The following is a 25,923-nucleotide window of genomic DNA, read 5'->3' on the forward strand; positions in this document are numbered from 1 at the left end:
GCCCCGGGCTGCCCGGACGCGCCGTGATCGACTCCGCCTCGCCGATGCGGCGGCATTGGCCAGGCCCGGACACCGCGACTTCGCCGATCCGGCGGCGCGCGGCTCGGGGGCGGGCGGTCAGCGTCCCGGGCCCCGGCGCGCCTTCGGCGGGGCGCCGTGGCGCTGCAGGGCCTTCCGGGACGGGCCGCCCGGCGGCGGAAGCGGGGCCTTGACCGGGTCGTGCCCCCAGTTCATCAGGGAATAGCGCCACCGGGTCGCACGGACGTCCCCGCTCGGTCGCTGCGCCATGTGCCGCCGGACGTACCCGACGACCTTGCGCATGTGCCTGTAGTCGGCCTCGGAGAGTTCGGCGCGCCTGCGGCGCAACAGCTCGATGATCTTCCGGCCGGACTCGTGGCCGACCGACTCGCCGCCGGGGCTGCCCTTCTTCCGCCAGCCGACGTGCTTCGACTCGTCCGTCTCCAGCCACTTCTGGAGCTCACCGGGCTTCATGTTCACCGCCTCGGTGAACTCCCGGTAGGTGTCCCGGCCCCCGTCACTTCGGCTCATGGCGCAGCGCCTCTGGTCGGTGCGCGACGTCCCGCCCCGAGTGGTCGTTGCGGATCCGGTACTGCGGGTCCTCCGGCGAGGCGTTCACGGTGTGCCCCCGGACGTGCGTCCGGTCGATCAGCTTCTCCTTGACCACGCCGTACGCCCGGCCGCTGTGGCTGGCCCAGGAGACGTGGTCGCCTTCGCGGAACTCCTTCTCGGCCATGCCCTTCGGGTACCCGGGGCCGCCCGGCGGAAACGACGGCTACCCGCCGGCCGGCTTCTCCGCGACGAAGATCGCGGTGCCGGGGAAGAGTCGACCGCGCAGCGGACTCCACTGCCCCCAGATCCCCTCGTGCCCCTCCGGCCACTCCGGCTCCACCAGGTCCAGCAGGCGGAACCCGGCCCCCACCAGCTCCCGGATCCGGTCGCCGAGGGTGCGGTGCTGCTCGACGTACGTGGCCACCCCGTGCTCGTCCTGCTCGACGTACGGGGAGCGGTCGAAGTACGAGTGCACGGCGGCCAGCCCGCCCGGACCCGGGTCGTCGAGGAAGATCCACCGCATCGGGTGGGTGACCGAGAAGACCCACCGGCCGCCGGGGCGTAGCACCCGGGACACCTCCCGCATCACCGCCGCCGAGTCGGCCACGAACGGGATCGCGCCGAACGCCGTGCAGACCGTGTCGAAGGCGGCGTCGGCGAACGGCAGGGCGAGCGCGTCGGCCTGCACCAGCGGTACGCGTACCCCGGTGCGGGCGGCGGCCTGCGCGGCGTGCCGCAACATGCCCGCGGACAGGTCCAGGGCGACCGGCCGGGCCCCCTGGGTCGCCAGCCAGCGCGCGGCGGCCGCGGCCCCGCAGCCGAGTTCCAGGATCCGCCGGCCGGCCACCTCGCCGAGCAGTCGGGCGTCGGCCTCGCGCAGCCCCTCGGGGCACCAGACGAAGTCCACGTCGCCCAGGAACGCGCCGTGCTCGGCCTGGTAGTCGTCGGCGTCGGCGTCCCACCAGCCCCGGTTGGCCCGGCGCGTTTCGGCGGCGCCCACCCGGCGCCGGGTCACCCTGTCCTCGTCCACCCGCTCACGCTAGCCTCCACCCGACGGGCCGCCGGCCGCGGTGGGTCGGGTGGGGCCGATGTGACGGACGAGACAGGCACGGCACCTTACCGCGCGAAATCTCCGCTTTCGCAGCTGACGAGGTCGTGAGGACCCGGGAGGGCTTGCACGCTGTGGTAATGCAGCGGGTAGGCTAGAGGATGCGCTCGCGGATCGTGTGCCTCGGCAGGGAGCAGGTGCGCGGTCACCGGAGCCACTAATGATCTTCTGACGGCGATCGTTCGGTGTGCCCGGCGACGGATCCGCTGGCGCGGACTGAGTCACCGCGACGCCACGCCTGCTGTGACACCCATCCGACCGGAGCAACCGCCCACATGACGAGCAGCATCGAGGCCACCTCGAGCGCCAACAAGGTCACCGTCGACGACCTCGGTTCCGAGGAGGCTTTCCTCGCCGCGATCGACGAGACCATCAAGTACTTCAACGACGGCGACATTGTCGAAGGCACCGTCGTCAAGGTCGATCGGGACGAGGTCCTGCTCGACATCGGCTACAAGACCGAGGGCGTGATCCCCTCTCGGGAGCTGTCGATCAAGCACGACGTGGACCCGGCCGAGGTGGTTTCGGTCGGTGACCACATCGAGGCCCTCGTCCTCCAGAAGGAGGACAAGGAGGGTCGCCTGATCCTCTCCAAGAAGCGGGCGCAGTACGAGCGGGCCTGGGGCACGATCGAGAAGATCAAGGACGAGGACGGCGTCGTCCGCGGCTCGGTCATCGAGGTCGTCAAGGGTGGTCTCATCCTCGACATCGGCCTGCGCGGCTTCCTGCCCGCCTCGCTCGTCGAGATGCGGCGGGTGCGTGACCTGCAGCCGTACGTCGGTCGCGAGCTCGAGGCCAAGATCATCGAGCTGGACAAGAACCGCAACAACGTGGTCCTGTCCCGCCGGGCCTGGCTGGAGCAGACGCAGTCCGAGGTGCGCACCGAGTTCCTCAACAAGCTGCAGAAGGGCCAGGTCCGCAAGGGCGTCGTCTCCTCGATCGTCAACTTCGGCGCGTTCGTCGACCTGGGCGGCGTGGACGGCCTGGTGCACGTCTCCGAGCTCTCCTGGAAGCACATCGACCACCCGTCCGAGGTCGTCGAGGTGGGCCAGGAGGTCGAGGTCGAGGTCCTGGACGTCGACCTGGACCGCGAGCGGGTCTCGCTGTCGCTGAAGGCGACCCAGGAGGACCCGTGGCGTCAGTTCGCCCGTACCCACGCGATCCAGCAGATCGTGCCGGGTAAGGTCACCAAGCTGGTGCCGTTCGGCGCGTTCGTCCGGGTGGACGACGGCATCGAGGGCCTGGTCCACATCTCCGAGCTGGCCGAGCGCCACGTGGAGATCCCGGAGCAGGTCGTCCAGGTCGGCTCCGAGGTCATGGTCAAGGTCATCGACATCGACCTGGAGCGTCGCCGGATCTCGCTGTCGCTCAAGCAGGCCAACGAGGGCTTCGTCGAGGGCGAGGAGCACTTCGACCCGACCCTCTACGGCATGGCCGCGACCTACGACGAGCAGGGCAACTACATCTACCCGGAGGGCTTCGACCCGGAGACGGGCGAGTGGCTCGAGGGCTACGAGAAGCAGCGCGAGGCGTGGGAGCAGCAGTACGCCGAGGCGCGCCAGCGCTGGGAGGCCCACACCAAGCAGGTGCAGACCTCCCGGGCCGCCGACGCCGAGGCCGCCGCTCACCCGGCGCCGGCCGCGGGTGCCACCACCACGACCACGGCCCCGAGCCGGCAGGCCGAGGAGCCGTCCGGCACCCTGGCCACCGACGAGGCGCTCGCCGCGCTGCGGGAGAAGCTCGCCGGCGGCAAGTGATCCTGCGACGACTCCAGCTCGGCGCGTCTGAACGCCGCGCTTGAGCCGTCACTGACGACGACGGGCCCCGTCCCCGCGATCCGGTCTCACCGGGCCGCCGGGGGCGGGGCCCTCGCGTGTCTTCGCCCGACCCCGTGGTGGGCCGGTCCGCCGGGGCGGCGCCTCGCGTGTCTCCGCCCGACTCCGTCGTAGGCCCGGGCCGCCGGGGCGGGGCCCTCGCTCGTCTTCACCCGACCCCGTCGTAGGCCGGTCCGCAGGGAGCGCTCGGTCGACTCGGTGTGCGGCAGGTGGCGTTGTTGCGGCCACCGGACACCCCGATCTGCGCCGACCGGCTCCGGCGGGGGGCGGGCGGACGGGCGTCGCGGCGTTCCGCGTCGATCGCGCGGCCCGAGTGGTTTGGCGTCGGCCGGATGATCGGGTTGACTGGGCGGGTGCTGATGGTGGGGTTGACCGGCGGTATCGGGTCCGGCAAGAGTGCGGTGGCCAGCCGGCTCGCCGCATTCGGCGCAGTGATCATCGACTCGGACCGCGTCGCCCGCGAGGTGGTCGCCCCGGGCAGCGAGGGGCTGGCCGAGATCGTGGCCGCCTTCTCCGACCGGGTGCTCGACGCGCGCGGCGCGCTCGACCGGGCGGCGCTGGGCGCCGTCGTCTTCGCCGACGAGGCGGCCCGTCGCCGGCTGGAGGCGATCATCCACCCCCGGGTCCGGGCGCGTACCGCCGAGCTGGCCGCCGCCGCGGCCCCGGACGCGATCGTGGTCAACGACGTACCGCTGCTGGTGGAGGTGGGGCTCGCGCCGACGTACCACCTGGTGGTCGTGGTGCAGACGGCGGTGGCCACCCGGCTGGCGCGGCTGGCGCGCGACCGGGGCATGGACCGCGCCGAGGCCGAGCGGCGGATCGCCGCGCAGGCCGACGACGCCCGCCGGCAGGAGGCGGCCGACGTGCTGCTGACCAACGACGGCCCGCTGGACGAGCTGCACGCGGCGGTGGACGCGCTCTGGCGCGACCGCCTGGTGCCCTACGAGCGCAACGTCCGCGAGCGCCGCGCGGTCCGCCCGGAGCAGGTGGTGCTCGCCGACCCCGACCCGTCCTGGCCCCAGCAGTACGCCCGGTTGGCCGCGCGGATCCGGCACGCGGTCGGGGCCGACGTGCGGGTGGACCACATCGGCTCTACGGCGGTGCCCGGGCTGGCCGCGAAGAACGTCATCGACATCCAGCTCACCGTCTCGTCGCTGGCGGAGGCGGACGGGCCGCTGGCCGAGCGGCTCGCCGACGCCGGATTCCCCCGGCTGCCCGGCGACTGGTGGGACAACCCCCGCCCACCGGGCAGCGCCCACTGGGAGAAGCGGCTGCACGGCAGCGCCGACCCGGGCCGCCCGGTCTACCTGCACCTGCGGGTGGACGGCTCGCCCGGCTGGCGGTACGCGCTGCTGATGCGGGACCACCTGCGCGCCGACCCGGGCCAGCGGGCCGCGTACCTGCAGCTGAAGCGGGAGCTGGCCGCCTCCGCCCCGGACAGCGCCACCTACGGGACGCTGAAGGACCCCTGGTTCGACGAGGAGCACCTGCGGGCCGAGGAGTGGGCCGCGCAGACCGGCTGGCGGCCCTGACCGGGCTCAGCGTGTGGTCGGTGGGGATGTGGCCGTGGGCAGCGCCGGCACCGGGCCCGGGGTGAGGTCGAGCTGGGCCCAGACGCCGCGCCCGGTCCGCAGCTCCAACCGGCGCGGCAGCCCGCTCCGGTCGATCCACCAGCGCAGCGCCGTGGCGCCGGAGCGTACCTCGATGACGTCCACCGCGTGGTCGGCCAGCCGGTCGTCGCGCACCCGGATCGTCGTCCCGGCCGGCCCGGGGTCGCCGGCCCGCAGCGCCGCGTCCAGCAGCCGGTCCAGGTCGTCGCCCGGCGGCCGGTCGGTCGGCCAGGTCACCCCGGTCGGTGGCGGCAGCGGCGGCGCGGCCAGGGCCCCGGCCGACCTGCCGTCGCCGGGGACCTCCACCCGGGCCGCCCGCCCGGATCGCCACCGCAGCAGGGTCCGGCGCCCCGGGGCGCCGGCCTCGACCACCGCCAGGTACGCGGCGGACTGCGCCCAGCTCAGCCAGCCGGCGGCGCGCAGGTTGGCGGCCGGGCCGAGCGGTGCGGTCAGGGTCACCGTGGCGCCTCCGCTCGCCCGCAGCCGGGTGGGCAGTCGGGCCAGCCGGTCGGCCTCACCGTCGGCGAGCGCGCGGGGCAGGCCCGGGCGGCCGCCGAGCGCGTCCACCGGGCGGAGCGTGGGGCGGTCGCTGCGCACCAGCTCGACGGTGACCGGGGTGCCGTCCGGGAGCGGCCCCTCCAGCCGGTGCAACCGCGCGTCCCGGTCCAGCCAGAGGCGGGGCCGCCAGCTCGATCCGGCGCTGTCCGCCGGTCCGGTGCCCCCGGTCGGGGCGGTGGGGCCGGCGGTGCTCGGTCCGGTGCTGCTCGGGATGGTGGTGCTCGGGCTCGGGGCCGCCGGCAGGGGTGCCTGGATGATGTCGACGGGGATGCTCTCGGCGGTGTTTTGCCCCAGCCAGCGGGCCTCGGTGGGCGTGGGGTCGGTCCGGTTCGCGCTCAGCCCGAGGAGCAGGTCCCGGACGGCGGCCACGGCACGCGCGGCGGACGGCTCCCGCAGCCGCCAGCGGTCGGCCGGGGGCACCAGCGGGGGCGGGGTCGGGCTGGGTGCCGCGGCGGGGTCGGGCCGGACCAGCAGCGCCGACCGGGTGGCCTGGAGGAGTCCCCGTTCGGCGCCGGCGCCCGGGCCGCCGACCGCCAGGTAGACCAGCGGCCGGGCCCAGTCGACCCAGCCGACGAACTCGGTGCGCCCGTCGCCCGTCCCGACCGAACCCCGGACGCCGGCACGGACGTCACGCTGGTTGGTGACCCGCATCGCCGCCAGCAACTCGGCCTCCGGTGTGGTGAGCGGCCGGGTGGGATCGGCCGGCTCCGGCGACCAGCTCAGCAGCCCGGCGACCAGCGCCGCCGCCGAGGCCGCCGCAGTAACCCCGAGCGCGACCAGCAGGGCCCGGCGCCGGGTCGGCTGCTCCGGCGGGTCGCCGGTGCCGCCCGGGTCGGGGTCGGCCGGCGTTCCGGCCCCGGCGGCCGGCGGTGGAGTCGTGGCGGCTGCCGGGTCGGCCCGCCGACGACCCAGCAGGGCCAAGAGCCGGCCACCGGGGGCCGAGCGGGCGCGGCGGTGGCGGCGGCCCGGTTCGCGTGGCACGGCTGTCGGGGCCGAGCCCTCGTTTGGGCGGGGGCCGGACGGCTCGGCGCCGGTGTCGGGCGCGGGGGTGACGCGGCGTCCGGCGCGGCGTCGCGTCCGGCCGGCGCGGGGGGTCGGGAGGTCCCCGGGCGACGTCCCAGGACTGGGCCGCCTGGGCGGGTGTGGGGGTGGTGCGCCGGGTCCGGGCGGGTCGGCGGTGGGTGGAGTCGATGCGCCGGGTGCGGGCCGATCGGCGGTGCGGGCGGGCGGTGTGCGGGGATCGGGCCGGCCGACCCCGCGCGGCGCCGGTGTGCCGGGATCGGGCTGGTCGGCCGGGCGTGGACGTGCCGTGCCGGGGCCGGGTTGGTTGGTCGTGGGTGGGGCCGGTGTGCCGGCGTCAGCCTGGTCGGCCGCGCCTGGAGGTGGCGTGCCGGGACCGGGTCGGCCGGTCGTGCGCGGAGCCGGTGTGTCGGCCGCGCCCCGGGCCCGGGTGCCGGAAGTCGGCTCGCCGGCGCCGCCGGGGGCCCGCTCGTCGGGGCCGCCGGTGGGCGGGTGGTGGCGGGTGTCGTCGGCGGGGGACGGACGGACGTCGGGCGACGGAGCGGGCCGGGACGGGCGGCCGGGGGAGGTCTCCACGAGTGGAGAACGCGGCTGTCGGGATCCGGTGACGAGTAGGGGCGCTCGCGGCGGCCGGTCAGCGCCTCCAGCGCGACCACGCGGGCGCGCACGCCGGTCGTCCCGGGTGCTGCGATCCCCGGTGCCGGGGGCGGCCGCGCCCTGAGGGGCGGGTCGCCGGCCCGGTCGGCCGCCGCGAGCGGCCTACGGTACGAGGGTAGTCCGGTGAGATGGAGCACACAATGGGAATATCGAAGCCGATCAGGGACGGTCCGTGGTCGGCCCGAAGTGTCGGACCTCGGGCGTACCGTGGACGTCATGGCGCTCGACATTCCCCGGCTCGACGGCCGCTTCCAGGTCGTGAGCGAGTTCCAGCCGGCCGGCGACCAGCCGGCAGCCATCGACGAGCTTGAGCGTCGCGTACGGGGCGGCGACCGTAACACGGTGCTGCTCGGCGCGACCGGCACCGGCAAGAGCGCCACCACGGCGTGGCTGGTCGAGCGGCTGCAGCGGCCGACCCTGGTGCTCGCCCCCAACAAGACCCTCGCCGCCCAGCTCGCCAAGGAGTTCAGCGAGCTGCTCCCACACAACGCGGTGGAATACTTCGTCTCCTACTACGACTACTACCAGCCCGAGGCGTACATCCCGCAGACCGACACCTACATCGAGAAGGACTCCTCGATCAACGAGGAGGTCGAGCGGCTGCGGCACTCGGCGACCATGTCGCTGCTCACCCGCCGCGACGTCATCGTGGTGGCGACCGTGTCGGCGATCTACGGCCTGGGCACCCCGGAGGAATACCTGGACCGGGCGGTGCGGGTGGCCGTCGGCCAGGAGCTCGACCGGGACCAGCTGCTGCGCCGGCTGGTCGACATCCAGTACACCCGCAACGACATGGCGTTCCAGCGCGGCACCTTCCGGGTCCGCGGCGACACGCTGGAGATCATCCCGGCGTACGAGGAGCTGGCCGTCCGGATCGAGCTCTTCGGTGACGAGATCGAGAAGCTGTACTACCTCAACCCGCTCACCGGGGACGTGGTCCGCGAGGTCGACCAGCTGATGATCTTCCCGGCCACGCACTACGCGGCGGGGCCGGAGCGGATGGAGCGGGCGATCCGCGACATCGAGACCGAGCTGGGCGAGCGGCTGGCCGAGCTGGAGCGGCAGGGCAAGCTGCTGGAGGCGCAGCGGCTGCGGATGCGCACCACCTACGACATCGAGATGATGCGGCAGGTCGGCTTCTGCTCCGGCATCGAGAACTACTCCATGCACATCGACGGCCGGTTGCCCGGCAGCCCGCCGCACTGCCTGCTCGACTACTTCCCCGACGACTTTCTCACCGTGGTGGACGAGTCGCACGTGACCATCCCGCAGATCGGCGGCATGTACGAGGGCGACGCCTCCCGCAAGCGGATGCTGATCGACCACGGCTTCCGGCTGCCCAGCGCGGCCGACAACCGGCCGCTGCGCTTCGACGAGTTCCTGGAGCGGGTCGGCCAGATGGTCTTCCTCTCCGCCACCCCGGGCCCGTGGGAGCTGGAGCAGGCCCAGGGCGAGTTCGTCGAGCAGGTGATCCGCCCGACCGGCCTGATCGACCCGGAGGTCGTGGTGAAGCCCACCAAGGGGCAGATCGACGACCTGATGCACGAGATCAAGCTGCGGACCGAGCGGGACGAGCGGGTCCTGGTCACCACCCTGACCAAGAAGATGGCCGAGGACCTGTCGGACTACCTGTTGGAGAACGGCATCCGGGTGCGCTACCTGCACTCGGAGGTCGACACGCTGCGCCGGGTGGAGCTGCTGCGCGAGTTGCGCAAGGGCGAGTACGACGTGCTGGTCGGCATCAACCTGCTCCGGGAGGGTCTCGACCTGCCGGAGGTCTCCCTGGTGGCCATCCTGGACGCCGACAAGGAGGGTTTCCTGCGTAGCGGCCGGTCGCTCATCCAGACCATCGGTCGGGCGGCCCGTAACGTGTCCGGCCAGGTCCACATGTACGCCGACAAGATCACCCCGTCGATGGCGGACGCGATCGAGGAGACCAACCGGCGCCGGGCCAAGCAGATCGCGCACAACGAGGCGCACGGGATCAGCCCCGAGCCGTTGCGCAAGAAGATCCACGACATCCTCGACGACATCTACCGCGAGGCGGAGGACACCGAGAACACCCGGGTCGGCGGGGCGGTCCGGCAGCTGTCCCGCGGCAAGGCCCCGGTCAAGGAGACCCGCAGCCGTGGCCGGGGCGGTGCCGCCACCCCGTCCCGGGAGGGCATGGCCCGGGCCGACCTGGCCAACCTCATCCAGGAGCTCAACGACCAGATGCTCGCCGCCGCGCGGGAGCTGCAGTTCGAGCTCGCGGCCCGGATCCGGGACGAGGTGGCCGACCTGAAGAAGGAACTCCGCGGGATGGACGCGGCCGGGGTGAAGTGAGCGGCCGGGGTCGGCGGTGGACGGTGTGCTGACCGAGGCGGTCGTCGGCCTGCCCGACCCCCGGCTGCGCCCGTACGTGGACCGGTACCTCGGCTACCGCGAGCAGGCGGCCCGGCCCCTGGTGCGCCGCGAGGTCGCCGGCGCCTTCGTCGTGCTGATCCTCGGCTGGGGCGCCCCGCTCGACGTCACCGATCCGCGGGCCGCCGAGGGGGGCGCGTACGGGGTGAACGCGTTCCTGGCGGGGCCGTTCGATGCGTACTGCACGACGCGCACGGTCGGGGAGGGCGCCGGGGTCCAGGTGCTGCTGACGCCGCCGGCCGCGCGCCGGGTGCTGGGGCTGCCGCTGGGCGAGGTGACCAACCGCGTGGTGCCCGCCGACCGGCTCGCCGGCTGGCTGGCCCGGCTCCGCGATGAGCTGGCCGACCTCCCCGACTGGGCGGCACGGTTCGCCCGGCTCGACGCGGCCCTCGCCGCGCGGCTGGCCGCGACCGGGCCGGTCGACCCGCGGCTGCTGCGGGCCTGGCGGCTGCTCGACGACAGCGGCGGCGGGGCCGCCGTGGGGGCGTTGGCCCGGGAGGTGGGCTGGAGCCGCCGGCACCTGGCGGTCCGGTTCCGGCGGGAGTTCGGGCTGCCGCCGAAGACCGTCGCCCGGCTGGTGCGCTTCCAGCGGGCCTATGCGACGCTGGGCCGCGGGCTGACCGGGCCGCCGGGGGACGGCGCGGCGCCGACCGCCGGCACCGTGCCGCCGCCGGGCGGGGTCGGCGGGCCGGGGTGGGCGGAGCTGGCGGCCCGCTTCGGCTACTTCGATCAGTCGCATCTGATCCGCGAGTTCCGGGAGTTCGCCGGGGACACGCCCGGGGCGTTGGCCGGCCCGAGGTCACATTCGTCCAATCCCGGCTGACCGGCCCGCCGGCAGACTCGGCGCATGCGAAGCATCTACCCGGTCCTCCGGTACGCCGACGCCCACGCCGCGATCGACTTCCTCCGGTCCGCCTTCGACTTCAGCGTGCACGAGGTGCACGAGGGGCCGGACGGGACGGTGCGGCACGCCCAGCTCGGCTACGGTGACGGACTCGTCATGCTGGCCAGCGGGTCGGCGCCGGCGTCCCGGCCGGCCGACGACGACTACCGCGTCTACGTAGCCGTGGCCGACGTCGACGCGCACCACGAGCGGGCCCGGGCGGCCGGCGCGGAGATCGTCCGGCCGCCCTTCGACACCGACTACGGCTCCCGCGACTACGTGGCCCGGGACCTGGCCGGGCTGGTCTGGTCGTTCGGCACGTACCGGCCCTGATCCGGCACCCGCTCCGCCCGGCGCCGGAGGGTCGATTGCGGTGCGCAATTGAGGTATTGCCCTGAGTGATGGCAGTGCGTACCCTCCCACGGTGGGAGGCCACATGCCGCTGTCAGCAAGTCCGGTCGTCCGGCGGGTGCGTCTCGGCGCGGAGCTGCGCCGGCTGCGCCGCCGGGAGTCGCTCACCCTGGAGCAGGTCTGCGTCCGGCTCGGCTGGGCGTCCACGTCGAAGCTGTCCCGCATCGAGCTGGGCCAGAGCCGGCCGGACCTGGCCGACGTGCTCGACCTGCTCGACGCCTACGAGGTGCCCGCCGAGCAGCGCAACGAGCTGATCGTCATCGCCCGGGACGCCGCCACCGGCCGGGGCCTGTCCAAGGCGTTGGGCGAGATGGGCGAGCGGCAGCGGGCGTACGCGGAGCTGGAGGCGGGCGCCGCCCGCATCGTGGAATACCAGCCCGCCCTCGTGCCAGGGCTGCTGCAGACCCCCGCCTACGCCCGCCTGCGGGTCAGCGCCGGGGTGCTGCTGGGCGACGAGGTGGACGTGGACGCCGACGTACGGGGCCGGACGGTGCGCCAGGAGGTGCTGCGTCGCCTGGATCCGCCGCGCTACACGGCGCTGATCGACGAGCGGGTCTGCGAGCCGGGCGGCATCCCGGCCGACGTCTGGCGGGACCAGTTGCGGCATCTCGTCGCCCTCGCCGAGCGGCCGCACATCACCATCCGGGTGGTGCCCCGTGACGCCGACCCGGGCGGGGGTGTCCATCCGCTGACCGGCTTCTCCTACTACGCGTACCCGGATCCGGCCGATCCCCGGACGGTGCTGGTGGAGACCCTCACCACCGACCTGCGGCTGGTGGCCGAGGCGGACATCGTCCGCTACGAGCGGCTGGTCGACCGGCTGCTGGCGGCGGCGCTGCCTGCCGAGGAGACGGTGGAGTTGCTGGCCCGCCGGCTCGGCCCGGCGCACGTGCCCCGGCCCCGCGAATCCCGCGACGCCCCGGTCCCCGAGGCGCTCTGACCCCACCCCCGACCGCACCGGGAACCTGCCGCGCCGCCACCGGGCCCGGCGCCCCCGATGCCCGTCGGGACCGGTGGCCGGCGCGTCGCCCGCAGGCTATGCGAGGGGTACGACAGGTCAGGCCGGCACGTCCACGAAGTGCTCGACCAGCGGTGGGTTGGCGAAGTGTGGGCCGATCAGGGCCCGCCACTGCGGGAACCGCTCGCTCTGCCGGAAGTTGACGTCGTGCGCCTCGACGGAGTCCCACTCCACCAGCAGCACGAACCGGGACGGCGACTCCACGCCCCGGGTCATCCGCACCGAACGGCAGCCCTCCGCGCCACGGAGGATGGGGTACGCCTGCGCGTAGGCGGCGGCGAAGGCGTCCTCGTGTCCGGGCGTCACGTCGATCAGGGCGACCTCAAGAACCATGCCCGAAGCCTCGCACGCCGCCCCTGGGCCGGTCCGCCCCGGGGTCCCTGGTCCACACCGGATCGCGGAGCCGGCGGAACTCACGGCCGATCCGCTACCGACCCATCCCGCGCACCTAGCCTCCTAGGACGACGTGCGTGGTGTGCGGCGGGCCCGGTCCGAAAAGTGATTCCCTTGGCAATCCGGGCCCCCGGAGATGCGCTGGGCCACCCTGATGGTGAACAATGGCGCCCGAGGAGGGGAGTATTCCCCCGCAACGGAGTCGTCAGCACGGAAGAGCGCCGGCCCCCCGGTGGCACGACCCGGCTCCGTTGGTCAGTGATCCGGCCTCCCGGATCGGTGGCGGAAGAGACCTCCGACAGTCACCAGAGTCAGCGTCGACGCACCCCAGCCCCGCACGGGGCGTACGGTGTGCCCGACGCTGTGTGTCTGCCGGAGGTTGGATCTTGAACGTGTCCGGATTGGCGTGGGCGGGGACCCTCATCGCGTTGACCGCGGTCCTGCTCGTCGACCTGTTCATCATCGGTCGGCGCCCGCACGAGCCCAGCGTCCGTGAGTCGAGCATCTGGGTCGGCTTCTACGTCGGGTTGGCCCTGCTCTTCGGCGCCGGGCTGTGGCTCGCCGCCGGGCCCGGCGTAGCCGGCCAGTTCTACACCGGTTGGCTCACCGAGTACAGCCTCTCGGTGGACAACCTCTTCGTCTTCGTGATCATCATGGGCCGCTTCGCGGTGCCCCGGAAGTACCAACAGAAGGTGCTGCTCGTCGGCATCCTGCTGGCGCTGGTCATGCGGGGCGGCTTCATCGCCGCCGGCGCCGCCCTGCTCGCCCAGTTCACCTGGGTCTTCTACATCTTCGGCGCGTTCCTGATCTACACGGCGATCAACCTGGCCCGGCAGGGCGAGCCGGACGAGGACGAGTTCAGCGAGAACGTGCTGATCCGGTGGAGCCGCAAGGCGCTGCCGCTGTCCCGGGACTTCGACGGCGCGAAGCTGACCACCCACGAGAACGGGCGGCGGCTGTTCACCCCGATGCTGATCGTGATGATCGCGATCGGCACCACCGACCTGATCTTCGCGCTCGACTCGATCCCGGCGATCTTCGGCATCACCCAGGAGCCGTACCTGGTCTTCACCGCGAACGTCTTCGCGCTGATGGGGCTCCGGCAGCTCTACTTCCTGCTCGGCGGGCTGCTGGACCGGCTGATCTACCTCAGCTACGGCCTGGCCGTGGTGCTCGGCTTCATCGGCGTCAAGCTGGTCCTGGAGGCCCTCGCCGACAACAACCTGCCGTTCATCAACAACGGCGAGCACGTGGCCTGGGCCCCGCACATCCCGATCTGGCTCTCGCTGGCCGTCATCCTGGGCACCCTGGGTGTCGCCACCGCGGCCAGTCTGGTCAAGTCGTCCCGGGACCGGCGCCGCGAGCTGGCCGAGGCGCGAGGCTGACGGAACCCGCACGCGACGAAGGGGTGCTCCCGCGCTCGGGAGCACCCCTTCACGGGTACGCGGGTCAGCCGACGCGGTGGGCGGCGACCAGGGTGGCCTCCCGCTCGGCGGGGAGCCGCTCCTCCAGCACCCGGCGCTGGATGTAGCAGGCGTGCAGCATCCGCCGGACCTCTCCGTGCGGCTCGCTGCTGACGATGCCGATGTGGTGGATCCGGCGGCCGGGCCGGGCGAAGAAGTAGAGGTCGCCGGGGCGCTCCTCGCCGAGGGCCAGGGGCGTGGTGGCCTTGGCCTGGTCGTCGGCGTCGCGGGGCAGCGTCACCCCGTGCCGCCGCCACGCCAGGCGCACCAGGCCGGAGCAGTCGATCCCGTGGCTGGAGACCCCGCCCCAGACGTAGACCAGGTCGTGCAGCCGCTCCGCCACGGCGAGCACCTCCTTGGCCTCCGGCCGCTCGGTGGGCAGCGGGACCACGTCGGCCTCGGGCGCCCAGAGCGGGTCCGCCCGGCCGGGTACGTGCACCGGCCGCCACCCGTCCACCGGCCGGCCGGCCGGTGCGAGGCGGGTGCCGAGGACCACGCCGGGCAGGGCCAGCGGGCCGTCCGGGGCCGCGCGCAGCGCGGTGAGCGTGGCGTCCACCACCAGTGGACCGCCCGACGCGGCGGCCTCCGCCGGGGCGGCGAGCTGGGCGGCGGGCAGCCAGCCGGGGTAGCCGCGGGGGTCCAGCTTGGCGGCGGGCTGTTCGAGGGCGACGACGTGTGCCCAACCGTCGTCACGCAGCTCGGTGACCAGCACCCGCTCGCCGAGCAGCAGCTGGCTCAGCACGCACTCGCCGACCTGCTGGTCGCGGTCCATGCCGGCGACCCAGGCGGCGACGTCCGGCGCGTCGCCCAGCGCCGCGCGGTCGACCGGGCGGACCGCCTCGGGCGCGGACCAGAGGGTGGCTACCGGGACCCGGACGACGGCCTCGCGGCCCGGCTGCAGCTCCACGTGCACTCCCACCTCGCGTTCCTCTCTGGCGACCCTATGAAAAATTCCGCCAGCCCTCAACCGCGCGGCTGAACATTGACTTCACTCACGGCCGAGATGCCGAGGCCGGGCGCGTCGGGCAGCAGGACGGTCGCGTCGTCGTACCGGATTCCGCCCTGCACCGGCGACCAGGCCAGCCACCACGCGGCGTCGAGGTCGGAGACGGCGGTGGTGCCGTACGCGGCGACCAGGCTGGCCGCGGCGCCCACGCCCACCGCGCTCTCCATCATCGAGCCGACGATGGTGCCCATCCCGTGCGCTGCGGCCAGGTCGAGCAGCGTCCGCGCGGTGTGCAGGCCGCCGCACTTGGCCAGCTTGACGTTGACCCTGTCGGCCGCCCGCCGTCGGATCACCTCGACCAGGTCGCGGACGTCGAAGACCGACTCGTCGGCGAGGATCGGCAGGTCGACCCGGCCGCTGACCCAGGCCAGCCCGTCCAGGTCCCGCCGGTGGACCGGCTGCTCGACCAGTTCGACGTCGAGCCCGGCGTCCTCGATGCCCCGGATGACCCGGACCGCCTCGCGCGGCGTCCAGCCCTGGTTGGCGTCCAACCGGATGCGTACGTCTGGGCCGACCGCCGTCCGGACCGCGCGGACCCGGTCGAGGTCGCCCCGGGCGTCGGTGCCGACCTTCAGCTTGAGCACGGTGAACCCCTCGGCCCGGCGCTGCTTCGCGGCGGCGGCCAGGTCCACCGCGTCGCCGGCGGCCAGCGTGACGTCCGTCGGGACCCGCAGGCTGGTCCCGCCGAGCAGCCGCACCAGTGGTACGCCGAGCCGCCGCGCGGCCAGGTCGTGCAGGGCGACGTCGACGGCCGCCCTGGCGGACTCGTTGCCGACCACCGCCCGGCGCACCTCGGCGCAGCGGGCCTGCAGGTCGTCGGCGTTCCGTCCGGTCAGCGCGGGGCCGAGGAGGTCCCGGACGCAGGCCTCGGCGCCGGCGATGGACGCCCCGGTGACCTGCCAGACCTGCGGGGCCTCGCCGAACCCGGACCGTCCGTCGCTGTCGATCACCTCCACGACCAGCGTGTCCACCGTGGTCGTGCGGCGCAGCGCGGTGACGAACGGGGTGTGTAAGGGGGCGGAGAGCCGGTGGGTGCGTACCGCGGCGATCGTCATGTGGGGCACCCTATATGCAGGTTGCCGGGCACTGGGGAGGGCCGATGGCGGAACGGGACTGGGCACTGGTGGGCGCGCCGAACGCGCGTGACCTCGGCGGCCTGCCGACATCCGACGGGCGGCGGGTCCGCCGCGGCCGGCTGATCCGCACCGCCGCGCTGGGCCGGCTCGCCGACGAGGACCTTCCGGTGCTGGGCAGGCTGGCCCCCGCCTGCGTGGTGGACCTGCGGCACGTCAGCGAGCAGGAGGTCGCCCCGCCGGACCGTCTCGCGGGCGGGCCGCGGGTGGTGCACCTGCCGGTGTACGACGCGGCTCACCCGGTCTTCACGTACGTCTCGGCGGTGCTGCTCGGCCATGACCTGAGCGCGTACGAGGAGTTGGCCCGGGAGGGCGTGCCGGCGGCGATGGCGGCGATCTACCGGTGGTTCGTCACCGGGGAGTCGGCCCGGGCCGGGTTCGGGGCGGCCGTGCGGCTGGCCGCCGACGGGGCGAACCTGCCGCTGCTGTTCCACTGCTCGGCCGGCAAGGACCGGACCGGCTGGCTGTCGGTGGTGCTGCTCACCGCGCTCGGCGTGGACGAGGCGGCGATTCGGGCCGACTACCTGCGGCACAACGAGTTGACCGAGAGCCTGCGCGAGGTGCTGCTGGTGGCGATGACCCGGGGCCGGCCGGACCTGGACGCGGCGAGCGCGCGCCCGCTGCTGGAGGTGCGGCCCGAGTACCTGGATGCGGCGTACGACGAGGTCCGGCGGGTGCACGGCTCGTTCGGGGCGTACCTGCGGGACGGGTTGGGGGTGACCGACGAGACGGTCGCCGCGCTGCGGGCGCACCTGCTGGAGTGAGTCCCGGCCGCCGGCCCGCCGAGGCGCGGGCCGGCGGGCTGGGGTGCGGTCAGTCGGCCAGGTCGTGCCGGGACTCCCAGACCTGTGCGGAGACGTGCGCGATCAGGCGGCAGGCGTCGTCCTCCTCCTCGCCGCTCGGGCCGCCGTCGGCCAGGTCGGTGGTGGTGCACACGACGATGACGTACGGCGGCGCGTCGGCCGGGAAGACCACGCCGGCGCCGTGCCGGATGCCGCGTACCCAGCCGTTCTTGTGCGCGATCCGGGTGCCGGTCGGCAGGCCGGCGGCGAGGTCCTCGCGGTGTTCCTGGGCGAACAGCACGTCCAGCATGGACGCGCAGCCGGCCGGGGAGGCGAGCGGGCCGGGTTCCCGGGCGCTGCGGGCCAGTCCGCCGAGCAGGGCGGCCAGGTCGGCCGCGGTGACCAGGTTGTCGATGCCCGCCTCCCGGGCGGCGGAGTCCTCGATGCCGCGGCCGGTGACGCTGTGCCGCGCCCCGCTCAGCGTCCATGCCTCGGCCACCGCCGGCAGTCCCACCGCGCCGATGATGATGTTGGTGGCCAGGTTGCTGGATCGGACGATCATGCGTTCGGCGAGCCAGCGCAGCGACGCGCTGGCGCCGACGCGCGCCCAGACCGCGTCGTCGTTGTCGTAGTCCCGGTCGTTGGCGAACCGGGGCGCGCCCGGCAGGGCGGAGTCGAAGCCGTTGTGCACCGGCACCGGCGCGTCCAGGTCCAGCCGGCCGGCCTCGGCGGCGCGGTGCAGCGCCACCAGCACGCCGACCTTCATGGTGCTGGCCGCGTAGTGGGTGGCGTCGGGCAGGCGGGTCCAGGTGGGCCGGGCGCCCAGCCGCCCCACGTACGCGGAGACGGTGCCCGGCACCTTGTCGAGGTGCGAGTCGAGATCCTCCCAGGTCATGCGGGTGACCGTAGCCGATCAGCGGCGGGGCTGCGGGCCGGCGGGTGGTCGGGCTAGCGTGCGCGGATGACGAGCGCCGCGTACGACGCCATCGCCGACTGGTACGAGCAGTATGCCTCCGACACCTCCGCCGACTACATGACGCGGGTCCGCCGCCGGCTCGCCGACCTGCTCGGGGAGGGGCCGGGTTCCTGTCTCGACCTGTGCTGCGGCACCGGGGTGCACGCCGCCGAGCTGCGCCGGCTGGGCTGGGCGCCGGTCGGGGTCGACCTGTCCGGCGGGCAGTTGCGGTATGCGCGTGACCGGCTGCCGGTGGCCCGGGGCGATGCGGCCCGGCTCCCGGTGGCCGACGGGAGCGTGCCGGCTGTCACCTGCGTACTCGGGCACACCGACCTGCCCGACTACCCGGCGGTGATCGCGGAGGCCGCCCGGGTGCTCGCCCCCGGTGGGCGCTTCGTCCACATCGGCGTGCACCCGTGTTTCTGTGGTGCGTTCGCCGACCGCTCCGACCCGGCGCGCATCGTCATCGACGGTGGGTACGCCGAGCGGGACCGCAGCTTCCGGTCGTGGAACTCGAGCGGGGTGCGGGCCCGGGTGGGCGCCTGGCACCTGCCCCTGGCCGACCTGCTCAACGCGGTCACCGCCGCCGGCCTCACCGTGACCCGCGTCGAGGAGTCCGGCTCCACCGCTATACCCGACATGCTGGCCTTCCAGGCCACCAAACCCGCCTGATCCTCACCCCCGTCGGGCCGGCCTGCGTTGATCATGAGGCGGGCGGCGATTTCGATCTGCTGGTGGAGACGGCGGAGCCCGGGCCGCCGGGGGCGGTCCGGGCTCCGGGGTGGGCCGGGGGTCAGCCGGCGTGCTTGCGGCGGGCGGCCAGGCGGCCGCGCTGGGTCTGGTCGAGGATCACCTTGCGGATACGGACCGCGCTCGGGGTCACCTCGACGCACTCGTCCTCGCGGCAGAACTCGAGGGCCTGCTCCAGCGACAGCTTGCGCGGCGGGATCAGCTTCTCGGTCTCCTCGGAGGTCGAGGAGCGCATGTTGGTGAGCTTCTTCTCCTTGGTGATGTTGACGTCCATGTCGTCGGAGCGGGAGTTCTCCCCGACGATCATGCCCTCGTACACCTCGGTGCCGGGCTCCACGAAGAGTTGGCCGCGCTCCTGCAGGTTGGTCATGGCGAACGCGGTGACCGCGCCCGAGCGGTCGGCGACCAGCGAGCCGGTGGCCCGGGTCCGCAGTTCGCCGAACCACGGCTCGTACGACTCGAAGACGTGGTGCAGGATGCCGGTGCCGCGGGTCTCGGTGAGGAACTCGGTGCGGAAGCCGATCAGGCCCCGGGCCGGGACCAGCCACTCCATCCGGATCCAGCCGGTGCCGTGGTTGACCAGCTGCTCCATCCGGCCCTTGCGGGTGGCCAGCAGCTGGGTGATCGCGCCCAGGTACTCCTCGGGGGCGTCGATGGTCAGCCGCTCGACCGGCTCGCAGGTCTTCCCGTCGATCTCCCGGGTGACCACCTGCGGCTTGCCGACGGTCAGCTCGTACTGCTCGCGGCGCATCTGCTCGACCAGGATCGCCAGCGCCAGCTCGCCGCGGCCCTGCACCTCCCAGGCGTCGGGGCGCTCGGTGGGCAGCACCCGCAGCGAGACGTTGCCGATCAGCTCCTTGTCGAGGCGGTCCTTGACCATCCGGGCGGTGACCTTGGCGCCCTTGACCCGGCCGACCAGCGGCGAGGTGTTGGTGCCGATGGTCATCGAGATGGCCGGCTCGTCGACGGTGATCAGCGGCAGCGGGGTCGGGTTCTCCGCGTCGGCGAGGGTCTCGCCGATCATGATGTCCGGGATGCCGGCGACGGCGATGATGTCGCCGGGGCCGGCGGTCTCGGCCGGCTTGCGCTCCAGGCCCTCGGTCATCAGCAGTTCGGAGATGCGCACCCGCTGGGTGCTGCCGTCGGTGCGGCACCAGGCCACGGTCTGGCCCTTGCTGATGGTGCCCTGCCGGACCCGGCACAGCGCCAGTCGGCCGAGGAACGGCGAGGCGTCGAGGTTGGTGACGTGTGCCTGCAGCGGCGCGTCCTCCTCGTACGCGGGCGCCGGGATGGTGTCCAGCAGGGTGCGGAACAGCGGCTCCAGGTTGTGGCTGTCGTCGGGCACCGCGCCGTCGGCGGGCTGGGTCAGCGAGGCGATGCCGTCGCGGGCGCAGGCGTAGACGATCGGGAAGTCGATCTGCTCCTCGTCGGCGTCCAGGTCGAGGAAGAGCTCGTAGGTGTCGTCCACGACCTCCTTGATCCGGGCGTCGGGGCGGTCCACCTTGTTGATCACCAGGATGATCGGCAGCCGGGCCTTGAGGGCCTTGCGGAGCACGAACCGGGTCTGCGGCAGCGGGCCCTCGCTGGCGTCGACCAGCAGCACCACCCCGTCGACCATGGTCAGGCCGCGCTCGACCTCGCCACCGAAGTCGGCGTGGCCCGGGGTGTCGATGATGTTGATGGTGACCGGGTCGGAACCGTCCGCTGGCAGGTAGTGCACGCCGGTGTTCTTGGCCAGGATGGTGATGCCCTTTTCCCGTTCGAGGTCCATCGAGTCCATGACCCGTTCGGTGACCTCACCGCGGGCGCCGTAGGCGCCGGCCTGCCGCAACATGGCGTCGACCAGGGTCGTCTTGCCGTGGTCGACGTGGGCGATGATGGCGACGTTGCGGAGGTCGGTGCGAAGCTGCATACCCTCCATACTCCTGTCTGCGGTTGCCGGGCGCGTGTCGGGGTCACCCCGAGATCGCCCGGATCTCTGCCGAAACTGCTGTTCCGACCGTTCCAGCGACTGGCATGCTGGCCCTCGTGCGGGGGACCGGATGCCTGACCTGCTGACGTGGCTGCAGGGCCTGCCGGCCGTGCTGATCTACCTGGTCGCCGCGATGATCGTCGCGGGCGAGACCGCGGTGATCTTCGGGCTGCTGGTGCCGGGCGAGGCGACCCTGCTGCTGGTCGGCTTCTTAGCCTACGCGGGGACGCTGCGGATTATTCCGGCGCTGCTGGCCATGACGGCCGCCGCCGTGATCGGTGACACACTCGCCTTCCGGGCCGGCCGCCGGTACGGGCCGCGGCTGCGCGCCTCCGGCCTCGGCGCCCGGATCGGCGCCGACCGGTGGCAGCGGGCCGACTCGCTGCTCGACCGGCTCGGCGGTCGCGGCGTGCTGGCCGCCCGCTGGGTGGCCTTCGCCCGTACCCTGGCGCCCCGGCTGGCCGGCGCGGCGGGCCTGCCGTACCGGCGGTTCGCGCCGTGGAACCTGGCCGGGGTGGTGAGCTGGGTCGGCGCCTCCGTGCTGGCCGGGTACGCGGCCGGCGAGTCGTACGCCCGGGTGTCCCAACTCCTCGGCCGGGCCACCGGCGCGGTGCTGGTCCTGCTGCTCTGCCTGGCCGGGGTGGTGCTGGCCGGCCGCTGGCTCGGCCGTAATCCGGACCCGGCCCGGGCGCTGGCCGCCCGGGCGGCCGCCCTGCCCCCGCTGCGCTGGTTGCGCGCCCGGTACGGGGTGCTGTTCTTCCTGGTCACCATGCGGGTCGGGCCGGCCTGGACGCTGCTGCTCAACCTCGCCGCCGGTCTGGTGCTGCTCTTCACCGCGGGGCTGGCCGTCGCCGTGGTGCTGGAGGCGGTGGTCCGGCACAGCGGGCTCGGGGTGGTCGACGGCCTCATCGCCGACTGGTTCGCCGCCCGGCGTACCACCGGGGTGGCCGACGCGGCGGTGGCCGTGGTCTCGGTGCTGCGCGGGTCGTCCCTGATCGCCGCGGTGGCGGTCGTCGCGGCCGTGCTGGCCTGGCGCGGCCGCCCCTGGCGGGCGGACCTGCTCAGCGTGGTCGGCACGATGGGGGCGTTCGTGCCGCTGGTCGTGCTGGCCGTGGTCGCCGACCTGACCGGCCCGGGCGGCCCCGGCGACACGCCGGCGCTGCTGCCCACCCAGACCGCGGTGGTGACGGCGAGCTTCGGCACGCTGGCCTGGCTGCTGTCCCGCCCGGCGCGCTGGCCGGTCGCGGTGGCGGTGTGGACGGCCGCCGTGGCCGGGGTGCTCGCCGTCGGCGGCGCCCGGCTCTATCTGGGCTGGAGCACGGCCAGCGGCACCGCCACGTCCGTCCTGCTCGGGGCCGCCTGGACCACGGTGTTCATGGTCGCCTGGGCCACCCGGGACCGGGCCGTCGGCGTGGCCGACCCGCCGCCCACAGCGGAGCCCGGCGGGGCGGACGAGCCGCCCCGCCCGGGGCAGCTGCCCCTGCCGCGCCCGACCGGGGCGGCGCCGCACGCCCCCCGGGGACCCGCCGATCCTTGCTAGGGTGCCGCGGACGACCCCGGGGGAGGGACTGATGCGCCGAGAACTGGGCCGATGGGCCACGGCGGTGGCCGCCGGGCTGTTGCTGTCGGGTGCGGTGAGCGGGTGCGGCGGCGAGGAGCGCCCGGCCCGGGAGGTGGCGGTCGAGCTGCCCAGCGAGGCGCCTGTCGAGACACCCGCCGACGAGCCGAGCGAGGCCCCGCCGGCGGTGGAGGCGATGGGCGCGGCGCCGGGCGCCACGCCCAGCCCGAGCGCCACGCCGACGAGGAAACCGACGGCGAAGCCCACCCGGACCAGTTCCGGCCCGTTGGCCAAGCCGAAGCCGCCGACGGAGACGAAGGTCCCGCCGCCACCGCCGAAGCCCGCGCCGAGTGGTTGCCAGCCCAGCTACCGGGGCACCCAGGCGACCCGCAGCCAGGTGAAGAGCGCCCTGTCCGACGCGGCGGCGAAGACCTACTGGCCGACCTCCGCGCCGGACATCAGGATCCCGCTCAACCTGCTGAAGGCCACCGCCTGGCAGGAGAGCGGCTGGCAGTCCAACATCGTGGCCTGCGACGGCGGCATCGGGCTGATGCAGGTCATGCCAGCCACCGCGGACTGGATGAACCAGCGTTTCGGCGAGTCGTACGACATCAACGCCTACCGGGACAACGCGTACCTGGGGGCCAACTACCTCGCCTGGCTCACCAAGTACATCGGCGACATGTACTTCGAGTCGGACTACCGGCTGGACGCCTCGCTGTGCACCAGCGAGCTGAACTCCTGCCTGCTCAACGCCATCATCGCGGCCTACAACTACGGGCCGTACGCGGTGGCGCAGGAGGGCGAGCCGCTCACCATCCCCAACCCGCAGTACGTGCGCAACGTGCGGGCGTTGATGACCGAGTGCGTCTGCCTGAGCTACTGAGCTGACCGGCGGGGACCGGTTCTATGCTGCAACCCGGACCGGGCGGACAAGGGGGCATCAGCGAGCCGTGGCAGCGCAGCGCAGGTACCGGCGGCGGGACCACCGGCGCGCGGGCGTCGGCGCCGACCCGGCCGCCGCGGGACCCCCCCGTGAAGTGAGCGTGGACCGGCTGCTCGCCCGGCTCGCCACCGCCGCGCTGCGGCTGCCCGCCGCCCGGACCCGGCGGGTCGCGGTGACCCGGGACCTCCCGGTCCGGGTGCGCGACGGGGTCACGCTGCGCACCGACCACTACGCCCCCGACCTGCCGGGCGCGCCCACCGTGCTCATCCGCACCCCGTACGGGCGGGGCGGGCCGATCCGGCTGCTGGGCCGGCTCGTCGCCGAGCGCGGCTTCCACGTGGTGATCCAGTCCTGCCGGGGCACCTACGGCTCCGGCGGGGAGTTCGCCCCGCTGGTGCACGAGCGCGACGACGGCCTGGACACCCTGGACTGGCTGCGCCGGCAGCGCTGGTGGTCCGGGTCGTTCGGCACGTTCGGCGCCAGCTACCAGGGTTTCGTGCAGTGGGCGCTCGCCGCCGAGGCGGCCGACGAGCTGGCCGCGATGGTCGCGGTGGTGACCGCCTCGGCCACCCGGGACTCGACGTACGCGGGGGAGTCCTTCGCCCTGGACACCGTGCTCACCTGGGCGGAGCTGCTGCAGGCGCAGACGGTGCCGTGGCTGGCCCGGCAGTGGGAGCTGAAGCGGGGGCAGCCCCGGTTGACCCGGGCGCTGGCCCACCTGCCGCTGGCCGAGGCGGACCGGATCGCCACCGGGGTGACGGTGCCGTTCTTCCAGGAGTGGCTGCGCCACCACACCCCGGACGCCGACTACTGGCGGCTGCGGGTCTTCGGCGACCGGATCGCCGAGGTGCGCGCGCCGGTGTCGATGATCAGCGGCTGGCACGACATCTTCCTCCCCGCCCAGCTCGACGACTACGCCCGGCTCCGGTCGGCCGGGGCCCGGCCCCGGCTGACCGTCGGCCCGTGGACCCATGGCAGCCCCGGGCTGCTGGTGGCCGCCCTCCGGGAGGGACTGGACTGGCTCGACGAGCACCTGGCCGGGCGCCCGACCGGTCGGCGGGCCCCGGTCCGGGTGCACGTCGGGGGTGTGGGCGGCGGCTGGCGGGACCTGCCCGACTGGCCGCCGCCGGCCGTGCCGACCCGTTGGCACCTGCACGCCGGTCGGGCCCTCGGCCCCGCCCCGCCGTCGTCGTCCCCGCCCGACCGGATCTGGTACGACCCGGCCGACCCCACCCCGTCGCTCGGTGGTCCGCTCCTGGTCGCCCAGCGCGCCGGCGCCGTGGACAACCGGCCGGTGGAGGCCCGGCCCGACGTGCTGACGTACACCAGCGAGCCCCTGGACGGCCCGGTCGAGGTGGTCGGCCCGGTCCGCGCCGAGATCCACGTCCGCAGTGAACTCTCCTACCTGGACGTCTTCGTACGCCTCTGCGACGTGGACCGGCGCGGCCGGTCCTGGAACGTCTGCGACGGCCTGGTCCGGGTGGCGCCGGGGCGCTTTCCCACGGATCCCTCCGGTGCGGTCCGGGTGCCGGTCACCCTCTGGCCGACCGCGCACCGCTTCGCGCCCGGGCACCGGCTCCGCGTCCAGGTGTCCGGCGGTGCGCACCCGCGCTACGCGCGCAACCCCGGCACCGGGGAACCGCTGGGCACCGCGGTCACCCTCCGTGCTGGGTGGCGGGAGGTCCTGCACGACCCCGCGCACCCGTCCGCCCTGCTGCTCCCGCAGGCCGCGGCGCCGTCCGCAGCCCGGCCTTAGTTCCAGATAGTGCCTCTGAGCTGGGCAATTGTCTTCCGGCGTGGATATTCTCGGGGCAGTTGCCCGGCGCCGTGCACCATCCCGGCCGGACGCGTCCCCGGACCGTCCGCCTCACGCCCAGTGATTGTCGTGCCCGGCCGGCTGACGATCCACAAGGGGGGGGAATCCCATGACGCGGGCCCCGAACAACCTGTTGGCCGTCCGCAACCTGCTGCTCGCCCACCTCAACGTCGACAAGAACACCGTACGGCCGGCGGATCTCGAACCCGGCGAGGTCGGCATCGTCGGCGACGCCAACCACCGGGGCGGATACCACTGCGGCTCCGACCGGGTGGTGACGAACGACTACTCCGTGGTGGAGTCCACCCGGGACTCCTCCGGGCTGACCCTCGACGCGTCCGCCCTGGACGTCGGGATGTTCACCGTCCGCTCCGGCGGCGGCACCCACAACCTGCGTACCTTCTCCACCTGGTGCGTCGCGCAGTGCGTCGACGGCGCGGCCGACACCCGGGACATCAGAGAGATCATCTACTCGCCGGACGGCAAGGTGGTGAAGCGGTGGGACCGGCTGCGGAAGCGCACCACCGGCGACTCCAGCCACCTGACCCACACCCACTTCAGCTTCTTCCGCGACTCCACCAGGGCGGGCCGGGACCAGACCCCGCTGTTCCGCCGCTACCTGACCGGCATCGGACTCCTGGAGGACGACATGGCCCAGTTCACCGACGCGCACGCCGCTGTGCTCAACCAGCTCGCCGCGGTGCTGCCCACACTGGTCAGCCAGTCCGGGTACACCGACGGGCGGATGGAAGCCATCGCCAACGGCCGCACCAAGGTGCGCAGCGACCTCAAGGGCGGCGGCCAGCCGGTGTGGCTGGTGGACCAGGTGAACGGCGTCCGCGCCGACCTGGCCACGCTCGCCGGCCGGCAGCCGGTCGACGTGCAGGCGCTGGCCGGCGCACTCGCGCCGCTGCTGCTGGCGCAGCTCACTCCGGAGGCGATCGCCGCGGCGCTGTCGCCGGAGATCGCCCCGAAGGTCGCCGAGGAGCTGTCCCGGCGGCTGGCCGCCTGACCCGGGACGGCGGCGCGGTATGTGCTTCGGCGGCGGTCGGGTTCCCCGACCGCCGCCGCCGGCA

22 protein-coding genes are annotated in these 25,923 nt (G+C 74.1%); 13 read left to right on the forward strand and 9 right to left on the reverse strand.

All coding sequences use genetic code 11. The features are described 5' to 3' along the window. Positions 1-117 precede the first annotated feature (117 nt). Genes FXF52_RS24430 through FXF52_RS24440 form a run of 3 tightly spaced genes read right to left on the reverse strand, consistent with a single transcriptional unit; the run spans position 118 to position 1,600 of the window. Positions 118-549, reverse strand: a complete 432-nt coding sequence (locus tag FXF52_RS24430; RefSeq protein ID WP_148800487.1) for a DUF3140 domain-containing protein — start codon at positions 547-549, stop codon at positions 118-120. Next, complete coding sequence (locus FXF52_RS24435) at positions 536-754, reverse strand: DUF2945 domain-containing protein (protein ID WP_148800489.1); 219 nt, start codon at positions 752-754, stop codon at positions 536-538. Before FXF52_RS24435 ends, FXF52_RS24430 begins: the two co-directional genes overlap by 14 nt. Positions 755-793: 39 nt before the next feature. Beyond that, positions 794-1,600, reverse strand: a complete 807-nt coding sequence (locus FXF52_RS24440; protein ID WP_148800491.1) for a class I SAM-dependent methyltransferase — start codon at positions 1,598-1,600, stop codon at positions 794-796. Between the two features lie 353 nt (positions 1,601-1,953). On the opposite strand from FXF52_RS24440, the gene rpsA reads away from it, so the two are divergent. Both rpsA and coaE read left to right on the forward strand, forming a co-directional pair. Continuing rightward, complete coding sequence (gene rpsA, locus FXF52_RS24445; RefSeq protein ID WP_148800493.1) at positions 1,954-3,435, forward strand: 30S ribosomal protein S1; 1,482 nt, start codon at positions 1,954-1,956, stop codon at positions 3,433-3,435. Positions 3,436-3,866: 431 nt separating this feature from the next. Further along, positions 3,867-5,045 (forward strand): dephospho-CoA kinase, encoded by a 1,179-nt coding sequence (gene coaE / locus FXF52_RS24450; protein WP_148800543.1) that lies wholly within the window; start codon positions 3,867-3,869, stop codon positions 5,043-5,045. 6 nt (positions 5,046-5,051) lie between these two features. Here coaE and FXF52_RS24455 read toward each other — a convergent pair whose 3' ends face one another. Continuing rightward, positions 5,052-6,602, reverse strand: coding sequence for a hypothetical protein (locus FXF52_RS24455; RefSeq protein WP_148800495.1), 1,551 nt, complete (start codon positions 6,600-6,602; stop codon positions 5,052-5,054). Between the two features lie 972 nt (positions 6,603-7,574). Here FXF52_RS24455 and uvrB point away from each other — a divergent pair. The 4 genes from uvrB to FXF52_RS24475 all read left to right on the forward strand — a co-directional run bounded on the left by uvrB (position 7,575) and on the right by FXF52_RS24475 (position 11,995). Then, entirely contained in the window at positions 7,575-9,683 is a 2,109-nt protein-coding gene (uvrB, locus tag FXF52_RS24460) for an excinuclease ABC subunit UvrB (RefSeq protein WP_148800498.1), read from the forward strand. Between the two features lie 16 nt (positions 9,684-9,699). Then, positions 9,700-10,584, forward strand: a complete 885-nt coding sequence (locus tag FXF52_RS24465; RefSeq protein WP_255472293.1) for a helix-turn-helix domain-containing protein — start codon at positions 9,700-9,702, stop codon at positions 10,582-10,584. Positions 10,585-10,608: 24 nt separating this feature from the next. Further along, positions 10,609-10,977, forward strand: a complete 369-nt coding sequence (locus FXF52_RS24470) for a VOC family protein (RefSeq protein ID WP_148800499.1) — start codon at positions 10,609-10,611, stop codon at positions 10,975-10,977. A 103-nt stretch (positions 10,978-11,080) separates the two neighbouring features. Beyond that, the gene (locus FXF52_RS24475) at positions 11,081-11,995 is read left to right on the forward strand and encodes a DUF5753 domain-containing protein (protein ID WP_148800501.1); all 915 of its coding nucleotides are present in this window, start codon (positions 11,081-11,083) and stop codon (positions 11,993-11,995) included. A gap of 117 nt (positions 11,996-12,112) precedes the next feature. On the opposite strand, the gene FXF52_RS24480 is transcribed toward FXF52_RS24475, so the two are convergent. Further along, entirely contained in the window at positions 12,113-12,406 is a 294-nt protein-coding gene (locus FXF52_RS24480; protein ID WP_148800503.1) for an antibiotic biosynthesis monooxygenase, read from the reverse strand. Between the two features lie 446 nt (positions 12,407-12,852). Here FXF52_RS24480 and FXF52_RS24485 point away from each other — a divergent pair, with 446 nt between their 5' ends. Then, positions 12,853-13,851: a TerC family protein gene (locus FXF52_RS24485; protein ID WP_148800505.1), complete on the forward strand. Its 999-nt coding sequence runs from the start codon at positions 12,853-12,855 to the stop codon at positions 13,849-13,851. A gap of 64 nt (positions 13,852-13,915) precedes the next feature. Here the strand turns inward: FXF52_RS24485 and FXF52_RS24490 are convergent, their stop codons facing one another. Together FXF52_RS24490 and FXF52_RS24495 are read right to left on the reverse strand one after the other, a co-directional pair. Beyond that, positions 13,916-14,848: a C40 family peptidase gene (locus FXF52_RS24490; RefSeq protein ID WP_255472294.1), complete on the reverse strand. Its 933-nt coding sequence runs from the start codon at positions 14,846-14,848 to the stop codon at positions 13,916-13,918. A gap of 44 nt (positions 14,849-14,892) precedes the next feature. Further along, entirely contained in the window at positions 14,893-15,990 is a 1,098-nt protein-coding gene (locus tag FXF52_RS24495) for a mandelate racemase/muconate lactonizing enzyme family protein (protein ID WP_148800507.1), read from the reverse strand. 44 nt (positions 15,991-16,034) lie between these two features. On the opposite strand from FXF52_RS24495, the gene FXF52_RS24500 reads away from it, so the two are divergent. Next, a complete protein-coding gene (locus FXF52_RS24500; protein ID WP_148800509.1) occupies positions 16,035-16,832 on the forward strand; it encodes a tyrosine-protein phosphatase in 798 nt (265 codons plus the stop codon). A gap of 49 nt (positions 16,833-16,881) precedes the next feature. Here the strand turns inward: FXF52_RS24500 and FXF52_RS24505 are convergent, their stop codons facing one another. Continuing rightward, positions 16,882-17,745, reverse strand: a complete 864-nt coding sequence (locus tag FXF52_RS24505; protein ID WP_148800511.1) for a serine hydrolase — start codon at positions 17,743-17,745, stop codon at positions 16,882-16,884. Positions 17,746-17,811: 66 nt separating this feature from the next. On the opposite strand from FXF52_RS24505, the gene FXF52_RS24510 reads away from it, so the two are divergent. Further along, on the forward strand, positions 17,812-18,477 hold the full coding sequence (locus FXF52_RS24510; RefSeq protein WP_148800513.1) for a class I SAM-dependent methyltransferase: 666 nt from the start codon (positions 17,812-17,814) through the stop codon (positions 18,475-18,477). Between the two features lie 121 nt (positions 18,478-18,598). Here FXF52_RS24510 and typA read toward each other — a convergent pair whose 3' ends face one another. Further along, positions 18,599-20,467, reverse strand: coding sequence for a translational GTPase TypA (gene typA, locus FXF52_RS24515; RefSeq protein WP_148800515.1), 1,869 nt, complete (start codon positions 20,465-20,467; stop codon positions 18,599-18,601). Between the two features lie 130 nt (positions 20,468-20,597). On the opposite strand from typA, the gene FXF52_RS24520 reads away from it, so the two are divergent. The 4 genes from FXF52_RS24520 (at position 20,598) to FXF52_RS24535 (ending at position 25,859) form a co-directional block, all read left to right on the forward strand. Next, positions 20,598-22,067 (forward strand): DedA family protein, encoded by a 1,470-nt coding sequence (locus FXF52_RS24520; RefSeq protein WP_148800517.1) that lies wholly within the window; start codon positions 20,598-20,600, stop codon positions 22,065-22,067. A 31-nt stretch (positions 22,068-22,098) separates the two neighbouring features. Next, a complete protein-coding gene (locus tag FXF52_RS24525; protein WP_148800519.1) occupies positions 22,099-22,971 on the forward strand; it encodes a transglycosylase SLT domain-containing protein in 873 nt (290 codons plus the stop codon). A 160-nt stretch (positions 22,972-23,131) separates the two neighbouring features. After that, on the forward strand, positions 23,132-24,787 hold the full coding sequence (locus tag FXF52_RS24530) for a CocE/NonD family hydrolase (protein WP_148800550.1): 1,656 nt from the start codon (positions 23,132-23,134) through the stop codon (positions 24,785-24,787). Between the two features lie 169 nt (positions 24,788-24,956). Then, positions 24,957-25,859: a hypothetical protein gene (locus FXF52_RS24535; protein ID WP_148800521.1), complete on the forward strand. Its 903-nt coding sequence runs from the start codon at positions 24,957-24,959 to the stop codon at positions 25,857-25,859. Positions 25,860-25,923: the final 64 nt, after the last annotated feature.

This window comes from Micromonospora sp. MP36 (assembly GCF_008119785.1).
In the GTDB taxonomy this organism is placed as follows: domain Bacteria; phylum Actinomycetota; class Actinomycetes; order Mycobacteriales; family Micromonosporaceae; genus Micromonospora.